The organism is Micromonospora sp. IBSANI012, assembly GCF_052814045.1.
In genome coordinates this window covers 1789158-1805519 of sequence record NZ_CP199933.1, presented here as the reverse complement: position 1 = coordinate 1805519, position 16362 = coordinate 1789158, and the positions used below count along the sequence as shown (strand labels likewise).

Annotated in this window: 12 protein-coding genes; 4 read left to right on the top strand and 8 right to left on the bottom strand. The window is 74.8% G+C overall.

What is annotated here, in order from left to right; genetic code table 11:
- The first annotated feature begins 77 nt into the window (after nt 1-77).
- Nucleotides 78-890, top strand: coding sequence for a hypothetical protein (locus ACTWM8_RS08480; RefSeq protein ID WP_446213308.1), 813 nt, complete (start codon nt 78-80; stop codon nt 888-890).
- Nucleotides 891-945: 55 nt separating this feature from the next.
- Here the strand turns inward: ACTWM8_RS08480 and ACTWM8_RS08475 are convergent, their stop codons facing one another.
- The 4 genes from ACTWM8_RS08475 to ACTWM8_RS08460 all read right to left on the bottom strand — a co-directional run bounded on the left by ACTWM8_RS08475 (nt 946) and on the right by ACTWM8_RS08460 (nt 4660).
- A complete protein-coding gene (locus tag ACTWM8_RS08475; RefSeq protein ID WP_446213307.1) occupies nt 946-1332 on the bottom strand; it encodes a VOC family protein in 387 nt (128 codons plus the stop codon).
- A 162-nt stretch (nt 1333-1494) separates the two neighbouring features.
- The gene (locus ACTWM8_RS08470; protein WP_446213306.1) at nt 1495-2598 is read right to left on the bottom strand and encodes an AEC family transporter; all 1104 of its coding nucleotides are present in this window, start codon (nt 2596-2598) and stop codon (nt 1495-1497) included.
- Between the two features lie 34 nt (nt 2599-2632).
- A complete protein-coding gene (locus tag ACTWM8_RS08465) occupies nt 2633-3847 on the bottom strand; it encodes a sensor histidine kinase (RefSeq protein ID WP_446214505.1) in 1215 nt (404 codons plus the stop codon).
- Between the two features lie 144 nt (nt 3848-3991).
- Complete coding sequence (locus ACTWM8_RS08460) at nt 3992-4660, bottom strand: response regulator transcription factor (protein ID WP_346535744.1); 669 nt, start codon at nt 4658-4660, stop codon at nt 3992-3994.
- A 132-nt stretch (nt 4661-4792) separates the two neighbouring features.
- On the opposite strand from ACTWM8_RS08460, the gene ACTWM8_RS08455 reads away from it, so the two are divergent.
- Entirely contained in the window at nt 4793-6064 is a 1272-nt protein-coding gene (locus ACTWM8_RS08455) for a peptidase C39 family protein (RefSeq protein ID WP_446213305.1), read from the top strand.
- Here ACTWM8_RS08455 and ACTWM8_RS08450 read toward each other — a convergent pair whose 3' ends face one another.
- Nucleotides 6065-7336 carry an outer membrane protein assembly factor BamB family protein gene (locus tag ACTWM8_RS08450; protein WP_446213304.1) on the bottom strand — a complete coding sequence of 424 codons (1272 nt, stop codon included), beginning with the start codon at nt 7334-7336 and terminating at the stop codon, nt 6065-6067.
- Entirely contained in the window at nt 7333-8619 is a 1287-nt protein-coding gene (locus ACTWM8_RS08445; RefSeq protein WP_446213303.1) for an outer membrane protein assembly factor BamB family protein, read from the bottom strand. The genes ACTWM8_RS08450 and ACTWM8_RS08445 overlap by 4 nt, the downstream gene beginning before the upstream one ends.
- Nucleotides 8620-8734: 115 nt before the next feature.
- On the opposite strand from ACTWM8_RS08445, the gene ACTWM8_RS08440 reads away from it, so the two are divergent.
- Complete coding sequence (locus ACTWM8_RS08440; protein WP_446214504.1) at nt 8735-10606, top strand: hypothetical protein; 1872 nt, start codon at nt 8735-8737, stop codon at nt 10604-10606.
- Nucleotides 10607-10637: 31 nt separating this feature from the next.
- Here ACTWM8_RS08440 and ACTWM8_RS08435 read toward each other — a convergent pair whose 3' ends face one another.
- The gene (locus ACTWM8_RS08435) at nt 10638-12461 is read right to left on the bottom strand and encodes a hypothetical protein (RefSeq protein WP_446214503.1); all 1824 of its coding nucleotides are present in this window, start codon (nt 12459-12461) and stop codon (nt 10638-10640) included.
- Nucleotides 12462-12956: 495 nt separating this feature from the next.
- Between ACTWM8_RS08435 and ACTWM8_RS08430 the strand changes: the two genes are divergently transcribed.
- Nucleotides 12957-14150 carry a hypothetical protein gene (locus ACTWM8_RS08430; protein ID WP_446213302.1) on the top strand — a complete coding sequence of 398 codons (1194 nt, stop codon included), beginning with the start codon at nt 12957-12959 and terminating at the stop codon, nt 14148-14150.
- Nucleotides 14151-14404: 254 nt separating this feature from the next.
- On the opposite strand, the gene dxs is transcribed toward ACTWM8_RS08430, so the two are convergent.
- Nucleotides 14405-16354: a 1-deoxy-D-xylulose-5-phosphate synthase gene (gene dxs / locus ACTWM8_RS08425; protein WP_446213301.1), complete on the bottom strand. Its 1950-nt coding sequence runs from the start codon at nt 16352-16354 to the stop codon at nt 14405-14407.
- Nucleotides 16355-16362: the final 8 nt, after the last annotated feature.

Genomic DNA, 16362 nt, shown 5'->3' with positions numbered 1-16362 from the left:
GGTGCGGACGGGGCAGCGGGTGCCGGGTGAGCTGGCTAATATCACGCGTCCTCACCTGACGATCTGGAGCTGACCTCATGTCGCAGCCGCCGTCCGATCCCTATTCCTCGCAGCCGGGAAGCGGCGCGCCCTACGGCTCGTACCCGCCGCCGCAGCAGTCGGGCGGTTACCCGGTGCCGCAGCAGCCGGGCGGCTATTCCCCGCCGCAGCAGCAGTCCGGGGGCTACCCGCCGCCGCAGCAGCCGGGTGCCTACCCGGCGCAGGGCGGCCAGCCGTACGGCGACCCGAGCCTGCCGCCGGCCAAGAAGAAGTCCAACGTCGGCAAGATCGTGCTGATCTCGCTCGCCGTGGTGCTGGTGCTCTGCCTGGGCGGCGCCGCGATCACGTTCTTCGCGGTCAAGGACGAGGTCAAGGAGACCGTCGACGCCACCAAGACCCGGGTGGTCGCCCCGGCGACGCTCGCCGGTCGGGCCAAGTCGACCGACCCGGCCCTGCTCAACGGCGCCAAGCAGCTCGAGACGGAGCTGAAGAGCTCCCTTCCGGACGCCACCAGCACGGTCGGCGCGTTCTACGGCACGGCGGCCAAGAAGAACCTGGTGATGATCGCCGCCGCCTCCGGCCTGAACACCAACCCGACCAAGACGATGGACGACACCATCAAGGGCGCGGGCCAGAGCGACGTGCAGCTCGGCGAGATGAAGAAGGTCGACGCCGGGCCGCTGGGCGGGGAGGCCAAGTGCGGCGACGCCGAGGCCTCCAACGTGCCGCTCGGTGTCTGCGTGTGGAGCGACAAGGGCAGCCTGGGCATGATCATCGTCTACTTCACGTCGGGTGAGAAGGCTGCCGCCGAACTGCCCACCATGCGCGGGCAGATCGAGCAGAAGTCCTGACCCGTACGACCTGAGAAAGGCCCCGTCCACCGAGGTGGACGGGGCCTTCGTCGGCTCAGCCGGCCGTGGCGGCCCGCTCGGCGGCGCTGCGCAGCACGCAGAACTCGTTACCTTCCGGGTCGGCCAGCACCACCCAGCCGGAGCCGTCCGGCCGGCGCTGGTCGGCGACCTGGACCGCGCCGATGCCGAGCAGACGCTGCACCTCCTCGTCCCGGGTCCGGTCGGTGGGCTCGATGTCGAGGTGCAGGCGGTTCTTCACCACCTTCTCGTTCGGGACGGCCAGGAAGAGCACCTCCGGCCCGCCCGGGGGCAGCAGCATCGCCTCCGGGTCGCCGGGGAAGTCGTCCGGCTGGCGGGGGCATTCGAAGACCTGGGCCCAGAATCCGGCCAGGGCGTAGGTGTCGCGGCAGTCGATGCCGATGTTGTGGATCCGTGCACTCACGGTGTTCCTCCGCGTTGGATGGACGCGCCCCGGGTGCGTGGGATGTCAGCGGTGAACGGGGTGGGGCGCGACATTGATCGTGATGGACATCTGCGCGCCCCCTTCCGCCCGTCGGGCCGACGCGACGATCTTGTCATCCCGGCCCGGGGCTGACAACCCCGGTCAGCCGAGCAGCGCGCCGATCAGCGCCAGCGTCCCCATCGCGCACGCGGTGGTCACCACCACCGTCTCCCGGGCCACCACCTCGGCCCGCCCGTACTCGCGGGCGAAGATGTAGGTGTTCTGGGCGGTCGGCAGCGCGGCGCAGACCACCAGGGCCAGCAGGTCCGTGCCGGTGACCCCGACCAGCCGCCCGACCGACCAGGCGATCACCGGTTGGACCAGCAGCTTCAGGCCGGACAGCAGGGCCACCTCCACCTTCCCACCGCCCCCGCGCGACCTACCGCCGGTCACCGGGACGCCCTCGCCGTCAGTGACGCCTGCCGCGCCGTCGACCGCCGGCGCCGCACGGACTGCCACGACGGCGCTGGTGGCGGCGACACCGCCGGAGGCCGGGGGACCGGCCGGGTGCGGTCCGGTGCCGACGGGCGGTCCGGCGGGGGGAACCGGCCGGTCGCCGGTGGGCGGCTCGGCGGCGCGCGAGCCGGCGGTGAGCGAGAGGCCGAGCGTGACCAGCGCGGTCGGCACGGCCGCGGCCCCGAGCAGGGCGAGCGGAGCGCCGATCAGGTCCGGCAGCCGCCAGTGCAGGGCCGCGCAGAGCGCGCCCAGGGCCGGCCCCGCGATCACCGGATTGCGCAGCGGCAGGGTCAGCAGCCGCCCGGGCCGCCACGCCCGCCCGGCGGACCGGTCCAGCAGGACCAGCACCACCGGGGTGACCACCAGCACCTGGAAGAGCAGCACCCCGGTGAGGAAGGTGGCGTCGCCCAGCACCTGCAGCGCCACCGGGATGCCCAGGTTCGCCGAGTTGACGTAGCCGGCCGCCATCGCCCCGATCGTCGCCTCGCCCCGCCCACGGCGACGAACCACCGCGCAGAGGACGAACGCCAGCGCCATGGTGGCGACGGTGCTCGCCGCGAAGGCGCCGAGTGCGGGCAGGCGCACGTCCAGCCTGGTGCGGGACAGCGCGGTGAAGAGCGCGGCGGGCATCGCCAGGTGGAAGACGAAGCCGCCGAGCACCCGCTCGGCCTCACCGCCCAGCAGCCGGCGTCGTCCGGTCACCCAGCCGAGCCCGGTGAGCACCCAGATGGGTACGAAGGCGGCGAGCACCTGGGCAGCGTACGGACGCCCGGACGGGCCGGCGTCACCGCCTCCGGTGCGGCTCCGACCGGACGGCCGGCGCGGCGCCGCCGGAGCGGGCCGGGGGCGCCGGGCACTCGACGTCGGCGGCCGGCAGCGCGACGGTCACCTCCAGACCGCCACCGGAGCGGGCGAGCACCGTCACGGTCCCGCCGTGCGCGTCGCAGACCGCCCGGACGATGGAGAGCCCCAGCCCGGAACCGCGCGCCCCGGTCCGTTCCCGCCCACCCCGCCGGAACGGCTCGAACAGCCCCGGCACGTCGGCCTGGTCCACCTCGAACCCGGTGTTCCCCACCACCAGCCGGGACATCCGCCCGTCGGTGTCGGTGCGCACCCAGAGCCGCCCGTGCAGGTGGTTGTAGCGGACCGCGTTCTCGATCAAATTGCCGGCCAGCCGGTCCAGCAGCCCCGGGTCGCCGACCACCGGGGCGGGCCGCAGCGAGGTCTGCACGCGCAGCCCGATCCGCTCCACCTCCCGGGCCATCGCGGACAGCGCGTTGGCGGTGCCGGTGGCGAGGTCGCACTCGGTACGCCGGGCCAGCCGGCGGCCGGTCTGCGCCTCGCTGCGGGCCAGCACCAGCAGCGCGTCCACCAGCCCGTTGGCCCGCTCCGAGGCGTCGCGCACCACGGTGGCCATCCGGCGGTACTCGGCGGTGTCCGCCTCGTCGTCGCTGAGCGTCACGTCGATCTCGGTACGCATCACGGCCAGTGGCGTGCGCAGCTCGTGCGAGGCGTTGGCCACGAAGCGTTTCTGCGACTCGAACGCGGCGGCGATCCGGTCGAGCATCGCGTCGAAGGTGCGCGCCAGCTCGGCCACCTCGTCGTCCGCCCCGGACCAGCCGATCCGCTGGTCGAGGGTGGCCTCACCGAGCCGCTGCGCGGTGGCGGTGACCTGGTGCAACGGGCGCAGCGCCCGGCCGGCCACCAGGTACGCCCCGGCCACCCCGACCACGCTGATCGCCAGCAGCGCGACGAGCCCCTTCAGCAGCAACTCCTGCGAGGCGGCATCGACGAGCTGGCGCTGCCAGTCGGCGGCGTCCAGCGACCGGCCGTCGGCCAGCAGCACGGTGGTGCCCGGCCGCAGCTCGTCGCTCGGGCGCAGCGCGTCGCGGACCAGCAGCCAGGCCAGCACCACCAGGACCGCCCCGGCGCCGACCAGCAGCACCCCGTTGAGCAGGGTCAACCGCAGCCGCAGGGTGGGACGCAGCCGCCGGCTCACCCGCGTGCCCGGCTCACTCCTCGCGCTCACGCCGCCACCTCAGTTCGCGACTGCGGGGCTCGCAACCCCGGCTCACTCCTCGCGCTCACGCCGCCACCTCAGTTCGCGACTGCGGGGCTCGCAACCCCGGCTCACGCCTCGCGCTCACGCCGCCACCTCGGCCGTCCGGTAGCCGGCGCCGACGACCGTCTCGATCAGTGGTGGGTCGCCGAGCTTCTTGCGCAGGGTCATCACGGTGACCCGGACGATGGTGGTGAACGGGTCGGTGTTGGCGTCCCAGACCCGTTCCAGCAGCTCCTCGCTGGAGACCACCGCGCCGCGCGCCTTGACCAGCTCGCAGAGGACGCCGAACTCCTTGTTGGTCAGGTCGACCGGCGCCCCGCCCCGGGTGACCACCCGGCGGGCCGGGTCGATCACCACGTCGCCGACCTCCAGCACCGGCGGGGCGGCCGGGGTGGCCCGCCGGCCGAGCGCCTGCACCCGGGCGACCAGTTCGTCGAAGGCGAACGGCTTGGGCAGGTAGTCGTCGGCGCCCAGGCCGAGCCCCTCCACCCGGTCGGCGACGCTGTCGCTGGCGGTCAGCATCAGCACCCGGGTCAGGGTGCCGGAGGCGGCCAGGTCGGCGCAGATCTGGTCGCCGTGCACGCCGGGCAGGTCCCGGTCGAGGACCACCACGTCGTACCGGGTGACGAAGGCGGCCTCGTGGCCGGTGTCGCCGTCGTACGCCACGTCGACCGCCATGCCGCGCTTGCGCAGCCCGCGCGCGATCGCGTCGGCGAGATTCCGCTCGTCCTCGACCACCAGCACCCGCATCCCGACCTCCTCGCCGACCTGCCCGACAACCTAGTGCCGGCCGCCAAACCGGCGTCACCGCCCGCCCGGGTCGTTGCAAGAAACCTCCGGGGTACGGGATGCTTCTGGCGCTGATCTACAGGGGGACGAGCCGTGACCGCGACACCGACCGGGCGGGACATCGCCTACCGGGGCTTCCGCCTCGCCGTCGACGCGCGCCACGGCACCGGCGTCGGCGTCCGGTCGCACGTCGGCGGGCTGGAGCTGACCGACCCGGTCGACCGGCGCAAGCACGACGGCGGGACGTACGAGGTGGGGAGCTGGACCTCTCCCCCGGTGCCGGCCAACTTCGCCGTCGCGGAGGTGGTGCCCTCCTGGACGGCCCGGACCCCGCCCGGCTGCTGGGTCGAGGTGGAGCTGCGCTGCTGGCACGCGGACGCGCCGACCACCGGCTGGCACACGCTGGCCCGCTGGGCGGAGGGCGAGGACCCGGTACGCCGCACCTCGGTGCCGGGGCAGCGGGACCCCGACGCCCGGGTGGACACCGACACGCTGGTGGTCGGCGAGGCCACGGTGACCGGCTGGCAGGTCCGGGTGACCCTGCTACGTCCGGTGGGCGCGACCACCGGCCCGGTGCTGCGCACGGTCGGCGCGGTCGCCTCGGGACCGGCGCCCCGCCCGGCCGCCGGCCCGGCCGACCAGCCCCCGCACGGGACGAACGGACAGACCGGCGAGTCCACGCACGGACCTGACGTGTCGAGCGCCACGGCGGCTCACGGGCCGACGGCGGGCGCGGGTGTGGTCGGCGCGCGGGGCGTGGTGCTGGCCGTGCCCCGCTACTCCCAGCGCCGGCACGCCATCGGGGGCGAGTCCCGCTGGGGCGGCGGCGGGGACTCCTGGTGCAGTCCCACCTGCCTGTCCATGGTGCTGGCCTTCTGGGGCGCCGGGCCGCCGCCCGAGCGGTACGCCTGGGTCGAGCCGCCCGGCCCCCGCCCGGTGGTGGTGCACGCCGCCCGGCACTGCTACGACCACGCGTACGCCGGGGCCGGCAACTGGGCGTTCAACACCGCGTACGCCGGCCTGCACGGGGTGGAGGCGTTCGTCACCCGGCTGCGTTCGCTGGCCGAGGCGGAGGCGTTCGTGGCCGCCGGGATACCGCTGGTGGTCTCCGCGGCGTTCCGCGCCGGCCAGGTGCCCGGGCTGGACTACGACACCCGTGGGCATCTGATGGTGCTGGTCGGCTTCACCGAGGCCGGCGACCCGGTCCTCAACGACCCGTACGCGCCGGACGACGCGTCGGTGCGCCGGATCGTGGACCGGGCGCGCTTCGAGGCGGCCTGGCAGGACGGCAGCGGCGGGGCGGCGTACGTGGTTCACCCGGCGTCGGTGCCGCTGCCCCCGCCGCCCGCCCAGCCGAACTGGTGATCAGCCGCCGAGCCGCCATACCCCCTGTTCACCGTTCGCCCGCCAGCAGACGACGCCGCGACCCCGGTGCGTGCAGAACTCCCAGCCGCCGGGCAGCACGTCGCGCGGCCGCACCTCGCCGGTGCCGACGTCCAGCTCACCGAGGAGCTGCCGACCGCCGGAGACCGCCCGGGTCACCAGCAGGGGTCGCTCCACCAGCCGGCCGCCCGACACGTCCGCGCCGACGAGCTGCCACGGCCCCAGCTCGCTGCGCACCCGACCGGTGGCGGGGTCGAGCAGCGCGAAGGCCTCCGGTCCCCCGGCGGAGCTGACCGCCAGCAGGCGGTCGTCGACCAGCCAGACCGGTGACCACCGGTCGTCGGCCCACCGCAGCCGACCGGTGGTGAGGTCGAGCACCCGGGCGCCGCTGCGCTGCCCCAGGCAGACCGCGTCGCCGCAGGCGTGGGCGAAGGGGGCGGCCGGGCCGAGCGGCGCCCGCCAGCGGAGACCCCCGGTGTCGAGGTCGTAGGCGGCCACCTGCCCCGAGCCGGCGTCGGTGAACAGCACGTCCCCCATGACCTGAACGGTCTCCCGCATCGGGCCGCGGGTCGGCAGGATCCGGAAGGCCCGGCGGAGCTGCCCCGTGGTCCGGTCCCGCACCTCGACCCGGCCATTGTTTGCGACCAGGACGATCTGGGTGATCCGCCGGTCGTCGTAGCGGTAACCGATCGCGCCCGCACCGATGGCGGCCGACCAGCGCGGCGAGCCGGAATCCACGTCCACGCCCCGCACGGCGACCCGGTCGGGTTCCGCGTCCTCCAGCAGCAGGCCGCCGTCGCCGGTCGGCACCACGACGCCCGGCTGGCGCCACCGCACCCGGCCGTCGGTGTGGTCGAGCACCGCCGACACCGGCTCACCGCCCGGGTCGGAGGTGACCGCCACGTCCCCGCCCACCTCGGTCAGCACGACCAGGTGATGCCCGGCGGGCACCGGCGACCGCCATCGGATCCGCCCGTCCGCGAGCCCCACCGCGGTGAGCTCCCGCCCCATCAGGGCGGCGGTCGGCACGGGGAGAACGAGCAGGTCGCGGCCGACGAGCTGACCGGGGTCGGGCCCGGCCGGCACCGCCACCTCGACAGGCGGCGGCGATCCGGGTGCCGCTGCGGCCAGGCCCAGCAGGGCCAGGAGCGCGACCAGCGCGAGCCGCACCGGGCGGCCGACCGGACGAGGCGGTCGGGGCGGCGGGACCGGTTCGACGCCATGGCCCACCTCGCCCAGGTCGATGACGGTCATCGGTTCAGCCGCCAGATCCCGAAGCCACCGCCGCTGCGGCGACAGAGCAGCAGTCGCGCGTCGGCCTGGCAGTCGCCGGTCACCCCGGCGAGCACGTCGAGGACACGGGTCCGGCCGCCGGCGACGTCCAGTTCGGCGACGAACAGCCGGTCGCCGTCGGCGGGCCGTACCCCGATCGGCCGGTCCTCGGCCGGATACCGGCCGGACACCTCCCAGGTGCCCAGGTCGGCGACGGCCCGCCCGGTGGCCGTGTCGAGGACCGCGAAGGAGTCCTGCGCGCCGCTGCCCGGGCCCCGGACCAGCATCCGGCCCTCCCGCTCGATAAGCGTCTCGTGCCAGCGGGTGGCGCGCCACCGGACGTCCCCGGTGGCCCGGTCCAGCGCCCACATCCCGCCGGTCTGCCCGTACGCGCAGAGCAGCGGCCCGCAGGCGGCGAAGTAGGCGACCAGTCCCAACCGGATCTGCCAGCGCCGGTCCAGCTCGTCCAGGCCGTACGCCGTCACCAGGGCGGCGGTGTCCCGGACCACCAGCAGCAGCTCGTCGACCGACTGGCTCCGCTGGTAGACGGGGAGTTCGCCGGGGCGGATGTCGGCGCTGCGCAGCCGCGCCCCGGTGCGGGCGTCCCAGACCTCGACCTGCCCGGACGACGGGCTGGCCACGATCCGGTCGACGCCGTCGGGCCGGACCCGGTAGGTGGTGGCCTCCACCGGCGTCGCCACCGACCAGCCGACCCGCCCCGTGGCCGGGTCGACGGAGCTGACCCGCCCCGGCTCCGCACCCCCGGTCTCCAGCGCCAGCAGCGCGTCCCCGGCCGGAGCGAGGTGGCCCGGCCGCTCCCACCGGAGCCGCCCGGTGCCCAGGTCGAACGCGAAGGCACGGCGCGGCCCGTCCAACGAGCCGCCGGTGACCAGCACCACGTCCCGGTGGACGAAGACCGCACCCTCGGTGCCGGCGGCCGGCAGCGGCGTACGCCACAGCGGCGCGAGTGGACCGTCGCCCACCGCCGGCACGGCGTACGCGGTCAACTGCCCGCCCCGCCCGGCGGGCAGGTCCGCCGGCTCCACCACGAACAACCGGTCGTCCTGGAGGAAGGCCGTGGTGGTGGACCGGGCCGGGACGGTGAAGCTGGTGGGTGCCGCCGCCGGGGCCGCTGCGGCCAGCGAGACCAGGGTGAGCACGAGGGCCGCCGCCACCCGCGCCGGCCGCCCGACCGTGAGCGGCGGACGCCGAGGCGGTTCCGGCGCCGACTCCTCGCGGACGTCACCCAGATCGATGAGCGCCACGCCCGACCTCCCCCGACCGCCGGCTGCCGGCCGCAGCGCACCCTGCGGGACGCCCCACCGGCCCGGCGGGTGCGGCGCGTCACCGCCTGTACGATGGCCCGTCGTGGCTGTGCCGGTGGTAGATCCCTCGTTGAACCAGACGTCCGCGCCCGAGGCGGTCGAGCCCGTCGCGGCCGATCCGGCACGGCGGCCCCGTCGGCGCCCGAGCCGGGCCGACGTGCTGGCCATCGGAGCCTATGTGCTGCTCGGCGTTTTCGTGTGCCTGAACTACTGGGTGGACGTGCAGCACCGGGTCTCGTCGCACCTGCCGACCGACCACAGCTGGTTCGAGTGGCTCTTCTCGCACGGCGCGTACTCGGTGCGCCACCTGGAGAACCCGCTGTTCAGCGCCCGGCAGAACGCCCCGGACGGGGTGAACATGATGGCCAACACCTCGCTGCTGGGCATGACCCTGCCGCTGGCGCCGGTCACCCTCCTCTTCGGTCCGCAGGTGACGTACGCGCTCTACCTGGGCGGCGCGCTGGCCGCGACCGCGGGCACCTCGTACTGGATGCTCTCGCGCCACCTGGTGCGCTCGCGGGCGGCGGCCTTCGTCGGCGGCGCCTTCCTCGGCTTCGCGCCCGGCATCGTGCACCACGCCAACGGGCAGCCGAACTTCGTCTCCAACTTCCTGCTGCCGGTGATCGTGGCCCGGGTGCTGCGCCTGGGCGAGCCGGGCCGGTGGCGGCGCGACGGGGTCGTGCTGGGGCTGCTGGTGGCGTACCAGATCTTCATCAACGAGGAGATGCTGCTGCTCACCGCGCTGGCCTGCCTGATGGCGGTGCTGGCGTACGTGGTGCAGCGACCCCGCGCGGCGCGGGCCAGGGCGGGCGGTTTCGTGGCCGCGCTCGGCCTCGGCGGCGGGCTGGCCCTGCTGCTGACCGCCTACCCGATCTGGTACCAGTTCAACGGCCCGCAGTCCTACCGCGGGTTGCAGGGTGGGATCTTCCACAACTGGGGCGAGGACCTGATGGCCTTCGTCACCTTCGCCCGGGACACCGTGGCCGGTGACGAGGCGGTGGAGACGACCATCGGCCTGACCGAGCAGAACACCTGGTTCGGCTGGCCGCTGGTGCTGGTGGCGCTGGTCGCCCTGGTGCTGCTCTGGCGTCGCTCGCTGCCGGCCCGGATCGCCGGCGTGCTGGTGCTGGTCTTCACCGTCGCCGCGATCGGCCCGAAGGTGCGCTTCGACGGCGTGGAGACGACGGTCGACGGCCCGTGGGCGTACATCCCGGACGACCTGCCGCTGGTGGAGATGATGATGCCGACCCGGCTGGCCCTGGTGGTGGCCGCGGCGGTCGGGGTCCTGCTCGCGCTGGCCTGGGACGCCGCGGCGGGTTACGGCCGCGCCCGGGTCCCCGCGCCCCGCGCGGCGGCCGACGACGCCGGCACGGCGGCGGCGAGAGCCACGCCGGCCCGGCGGCGCTGGGTCCGGCCGGTCGGGTACGCGGCGATCACGCTCGCCGTGCTGCCGCTGTTCCCGCGCCCGCTGCCGGCGCAGCCGGTCGACCCGCCGCCGCACTTCATCACCGCCGGCGGCTGGCGCCCGTACGTCCCGGCGGGCCGGACCCTGGTGCCGGTGCCGATCCCGAGCAACGTGCACGGCCTGCCCACGCTGCGCTGGAGCGCGCTGACCGGGCACGAGTTCCCGGTGCCGGGCGGCTACTTCATCGGGCCCAACCTCGACGGTGAGGGGGTCTTCGGCGCGCCGAACAGGCCCACCAGCACCCTGATCTACTCCAGCATGGACACCGGCACCGTGCCGGCGCTGACCGAGGAGAACCGCCGCCAGGCGGTCGAGGACCTGCGCTACTGGAAGGCCTCGGTGGTGGTGCTCGGCGCACACCCGCGCGAGGCGGTGCTGCGCGAGCTGATGACCGGCCTGATCGGGCCGGCGCAGCGGGTCGACGACGTGTGGCTCTGGGACGTGCGACCGCTGGTCGGCTGACCGCCCACCGGGCCCGCCGAGGGCGGGCGCGTCAGGCGGTGCGGGCGGTCAGCGGCCGGACGTCCCAGACCCAGACGTCCAGCTCCCGCTTCGCGGGGCCGACCAGCTGCTCGACGGTGCGCCGCAGCGGCTCGGCGTGCTGCTGGCCCACCGGCAGCACCAGGACCGCCGCGTTCCAGTGGCGCAGCTCGTCCAGGCAGCGGCGGCGCTGCCGGTCGTCGAGCTTGGGCGTCCGCCCGGTGGTGGCGACCTCGTCGAGCAGCTCGCCGATGCCGCTGGGCCGGCCGCCGAAGCGACCCGGGTCGCCGGTGTTGCCGTTGCGCGGGGCGAGGAAGTAGCCGCCGGGGATCTTGAAGTCGAGGTTGGTGGAGGCCGCCCAGCGCATCCCGTTCGTGTTGCCCATGCTCGGCACGGGCACCGGCACCAGCGTCTGGTCCGGGCCGACGTACTGCCGCCAGCGGTCGGCGGTGATGAAGGTCGGCACCGGCGGGCGGGAGGTCACCTTCAACGGCATCGGCACGATCGGCAGCAGCGCGAGCACCAGGGCGCCGACGGTGACGGTCTTCGCGTGCCGCCACTCGATGCCGCGCAGCGTCCACGCCCGCTGCACGGCCAGCGCCAGCAGCATGCCGATCACCACGCTGGTGATCAGGGCGAACCGGGTCGGCACCACCGCGTCGAGCAGCGGCAGCCGGACCAGCAGGTCCCACGGTCCGGTGATGAGGTCCCGGTCCCACCAGGACACCCGCTCGCCGAGCGAGAGCACGGCGAAGAAGAACCCGGTCGCGGCGAGCGCCCGGACCAGCACCTCGCGGCGCAGCCAGACCACGATGCCGACGGCGAGCAGCGACAGGCTCCAGCCGAAGAAGGCGTTCTCCTCGGAGTAGTTCGGGGCCAGGTTGACGTTCGCCCGCTCGTTGCCGCCGAAGGTCGGCGAGCCGGGGGCGAAGAAGGCGGCGATGTCGTTGCCGTAGTCGCGGACCGCGTCGCTGAGCCCGTGGTACGCCATCGGTCCGGCGAACTGGATGTGGAGCGGGTACGCCAGCAGCGCCCCGGCCAGCACCGCGCACACCGGCAGCCCCTTGGCCAGCGGACGCCAGGCCACCGCCCACAGCGCCGGGCGCTGCACCACCATCGCGGTCAGGAAGACGCCGCAGGCCAGCGCGGTGAAGAGCAGGATCTCCTCGTTGATGAACGCCTGCGCGGTGACCAGCAGCGCCAGCAGCGCGCCGTCGCGCACCGGCCGGGTGGAGCGGGTCAGCACCATCACCCGCCAGACGATGAACGGCAGCAGGAACTGGGAGATGATGTTGGGGTGCCAGTTGGCGTGCGACAGCATCGCCGGTGAGAACCCGCAGAACCAGGCGCCCACCGCGGCGGCCAGCCGCCGGCGGACCAGGTGCCGGGAGAACACGTGGTACCAGGCGGCGGCGGTGCCGGCGAGGCCCAGGGTGACCAGCACCACGAAGGACACGGCCGGTCCGAAGAGCAGGGTGATCGGCACCATCGGGATGCCCAGCGCCAGCACGGCCGTGTTGGCCATCAGGTTGACGCCGTCGGGGTAGTTGAACTGGTCGGTGAAGAACGGGAACTCGCCGTTCAGCGCCACACGTACCGAGTGGGCGAGGAAGAACTGCACCTGAGCGGGGTCGCTGCTGTAGAGCGAGGCGACCCGGCCGGCCGGGTCGACCCAGAGCTGGCTGGTCACCCAGAGCGCGACGAGCAGGAAGATCCCGTAGACGGCGAGGTCCTTGCGCCGGGCCGTCCAGCGCCAGCGCCGCGCGGGCGCCGTCGCACCGTCGCCGTCCGCCGTCGCCGGCCGCTTCCCGGGTACGCCCCGCGCCGGCGCGTCCACGGCCGGCGCCGTCGGGGCGGGCGCGTCCACGACCGGTGCCGTCGGGGCGGGCGCGTCCACGACCGGCGCCGTCGGGGCGGGGGTGTCCACGGTCGGCGCGTCCACGGTCGGCGCTCGGCCGGCCGGTGTGTTCACGGTCGGCGCTCGGCCGGCCGGTGTGTCCACGGTCGGCGCTCGGCCGGTCGGCGCTTCCACGGTCGGCGCGGTGGCAGCGGGTGCCTTCGCCGCCAGGGTGTCGAGGACCCGTGCCGGGAACGCGGTCGCGGTCGCCGTGGCGCCGCGGGCGGCGCCCGGAGAGGCGTCGGGGTCCGGTGCGGAGGCGCCACGGGGCTCGACAGACGTCACAGTCGGCGGAGTCTACCGGAGCCGGAGAATAGCCCGGAATTCACACTGCTGTCCCTTGTGGCCGTCGGACACGGCCGCGAGGCGCTCCCCGACCGTTGCGTACCATGTGGGCTTCCGGCAACGACGGCGAAGCGATCGGGAGGCGTACAGGTGGCTTCAGTCCGCCGCCACGGCACGACGGCCACCGCACTGCTCACCATGGTGCTGGCCGCGACCGCCTGCGGCCCGGTCGCCGACCGGGGGGCCCGCGAGCTGCGGGTCGGCTACGACAGCCTGGACGGCAGGCTGCCGGTCTGGCCGCCGCGCGGCTCGCTCGCCGGGGACGCCGGCGCGACGCGGGCGGTCGCCGAGGCGGTACGCGCCTGGCGGTCGCCGATCGACGACCGCGCCCACCTGCCCTCCTCCGGCATCCTCTTCTCTGGCGAGGTGAACGGCACCCGGCTGGCCCTGGTCGCCGCCGACGTGCCCGGCGAGGGCGCGTCCTGGCTGCTCCAGCTCACCGGCGACGGCGGCCGGTACACGGTGACCCGGGCCAGCGAGTACTCCGACCCCGGCTACCTCGCCTACGCCGACGTCCTGCCGGTGCACCTGGCCGACGGCCGGCGCTACCTCACCTCCGGACGGGTGGAGCGCCTGCTCGGGCCGAACGGCCGGGCGCTGGTGCTCTCCGACGGGCTGAGCCGCCCGGTACGCGTGCCGGCCTGCGCGGCCGTGCCGGTCACCGCGACGCTGCGGGCCACCGAGTCGCTGCCGCGCGGTCGCGCCGCCGAGCGTCTGCTCGACCTCGGCACCGCCACCGCCGAGCCGCGCTACCCGCTGGTCCGGGACGAGACCGGCTCCGGCCGCCGGGCCCTGGACGGGCTGGACACCTGCGTGCTCGCCGACGAGCGGGGTCCGTTCGGCAGCGTCCCGCGCCGCATCGGCGACCGGGACGCCCCCCGCTCGGCCCCCGAGTCGTGGCCGATGGAGAAGGTGAGCGTCCGGGCGATCGGCGAGATGGCGCTGGGCGGCGGCGACCCGGGCGACCTGGAGCAGCTCACCTGGGAGACGGACGCCGGCACGATGACCGCGGTGGTCTACCGGCCCGCCGGCGGCGGCACCCCGGTGGTCTCCCCGGCGGACCGGTCCAACCCCCTGCAGACGTACGTGCTGCCGGTGCCCGGGCAGCCGTTGGTGGTGCTGACCTGGCGGGGCACCCGGGACACCTCGCTCTCGGTGCCACCGGGCACGCCCCGGCTGGTGGACCGCCCCGGCCTGGCGGTGGTGCCGATGCCGGCGGCGAGGCAGACCTTCAGCCTGGCCGGTGCGGAGAAGACCTACTACCGCTCCGTCGGCGGCCGCTGACCCACCGCGCAGGCCCCACACCGCCGGTCCCGCTCCGCACCGCGTGGGCTCGATCGACTCCGTGTCGCCGGAACGGCGGTATGAGCACGACCAGGAAACCGCCACGTCGCCGACACGGAGTCGATCACGCGATCAGGACACCCCCACCTCGCCGACACGGAGTCGATCACGCGGGCGACCAGCACCCGGAGACCGGGCCGGAGACGACGGCGGGCGGCCCCGCGAGTGCGGGGCCGCCCGTCGGGTCGGACCGGTCAGTTGGGGCTGGCCTCGCTGGCCGGCAGCCGGACCGGCTCCACCGGCTCCGCGTCCAGGCCGGAGATCCAGCCGATGACGTTGCGCGCCACGTCCTGCGCGGTGAGCCCCAGGTCGGTGAGAATCTGCGCGCGGGTGCCGTGCGGGTGCCAGCCGGCCGGCACGCCGAGGTCGCGCAGCGGCACCCGGACGTCGGCGTCCCGCATCGACTGGGCGAGCGCGTCGCCGACGCCGCCGACCCGGACGCCGTCCTCGACGGTGACCACGAGCCGGTGCCCGGCGGCCAGCTCGACCAGCTCGTCCGGGACCGGGCGGACCCAGCGCGGGTCGACCACGGTCACGCCGTAGCCCTGCTCGGCCAGGCGGGCGGCGACCTCCATGCCCAGCTGGCCGAAGGAGCCGACCGCGACCAGCAGCACGTCGGTACGCGCCGACTCGGCCAGCACGTCGACGCTGCCGATCCGGCGTACGGCCGGCAGGTCGGCGGCGACGGTGCCGGTCGGGAAGCGGACGATGGTCGGGCCGTCGTCGACAGCGACCGCCTCGCGCAGCTCCTCACGGAGGCTGGCGGAGTCGCGGGGCGCGGCGATGCGCAGGCCGGGCACCACGCCGAAGACGGACATGTCCCAGATGCCGTAGTGGCTCGGCCCGTCCGGCCCGGTGATGCCGGCCCGGTCGAGCACGAAGGTCACCGGCAGCTTGTGCATCGCCACGTCCAGCAGGACCTGGTCGAAGGCGCGGTTGAGGAAGGTCGCGTAGACCGCCACCACCGGGTGCAGGCCGCCCATCGCCAGGCCGGCGGCCGAGGTGGCGGCGTGCTGCTCGGCGATGCCGACGTCGTACACCCGCTCGGGGTGCTTGCGGGCCAGGGTGGCGATGCCGGTGGGCTCGGCCATGGCGGCGGTGATGCCGACCACGTCTGGGCGCTCGTCGGCGATGGCCACCAGCTCGTCGGCGAAGACCTGGGTCCACTTCACCGACGGGGCGGCGAGCAGCTTGCCGGTCTCGGCGTCGAAGGCGCCCGGGCCGTGCAGGCAGTCCGCCTCGTCCTCCTCGGCGGGGCGGTAGCCGTAGCCCTTGCGGGTGACCGCGTGCACGATCACCGGGCCGCCGAAGTTCTTGGCGGCGCGCAGCGACGACTCGACGGCGGCGATGTCGTGGCCGTCGACCGGGCCGACGTACTTGATGCCGAGGTCCTCGAACATCGCCTGCGGGGCGACCGCGTCCTTGATGCCCTTCTTGACCGCGTGCAGCACCTCGTACATCGGCTTGCCGACCAGCGGGGTGGAGCCGAGGGCGTCCTTGACGGTGTCGAGGACCTTCTCGTAGCCGGGGTTGAGCCGCAGCGAGGAGAGGTGGTCGGCGAGGCCGCCGATGGTCGGCGAGTACGACCGGCCGTTGTCGTTGACCACGATCACCAGCGGGTTGCCGGCGGTGGCGATGTTGTTCAGCGCCTCCCAGCACATGCCGCCGGTGAGCGCGCCGTCGCCGACCACGGCGACCACGCTGCGCTGCTCGCCGCGCAGGGCGTACGCCTTGGCCAGCCCGTCGGCGTACGACAGGGCGGTGGAGGCGTGCGAGTTCTCGATCAGGTCGTGCTCGCTCTCGGCCTGGCTGGGGTAGCCGGAGAGCCCACCGCGCTGGCGCAGCTTGTCGAAGCCGTCCTGCCGCCCGGTGAGGATCTTGTGCACGTACGACTGGTGGCCGGTGTCGAACAGGAGCCGGTCGCGGGGAGAGTCGAAGACCCGGTGCATCGCCAGGGTGAGCTCCACCACGCCCAGGTTGGGGCCGACGTGCCCGCCGGTGCGGGAGACCTTGGCGATCAGGAAGTCACGGATCTCGGCGGCGAGGATGTCCAGCTGCTCGGCGGTCATCCGCTTGACGTCCTGCGGACCGCGGACGGCGCCCAGCAGCCGACCGTGGTTGGCCGTGCCCTCTTCAACACTCATGAGCGAAG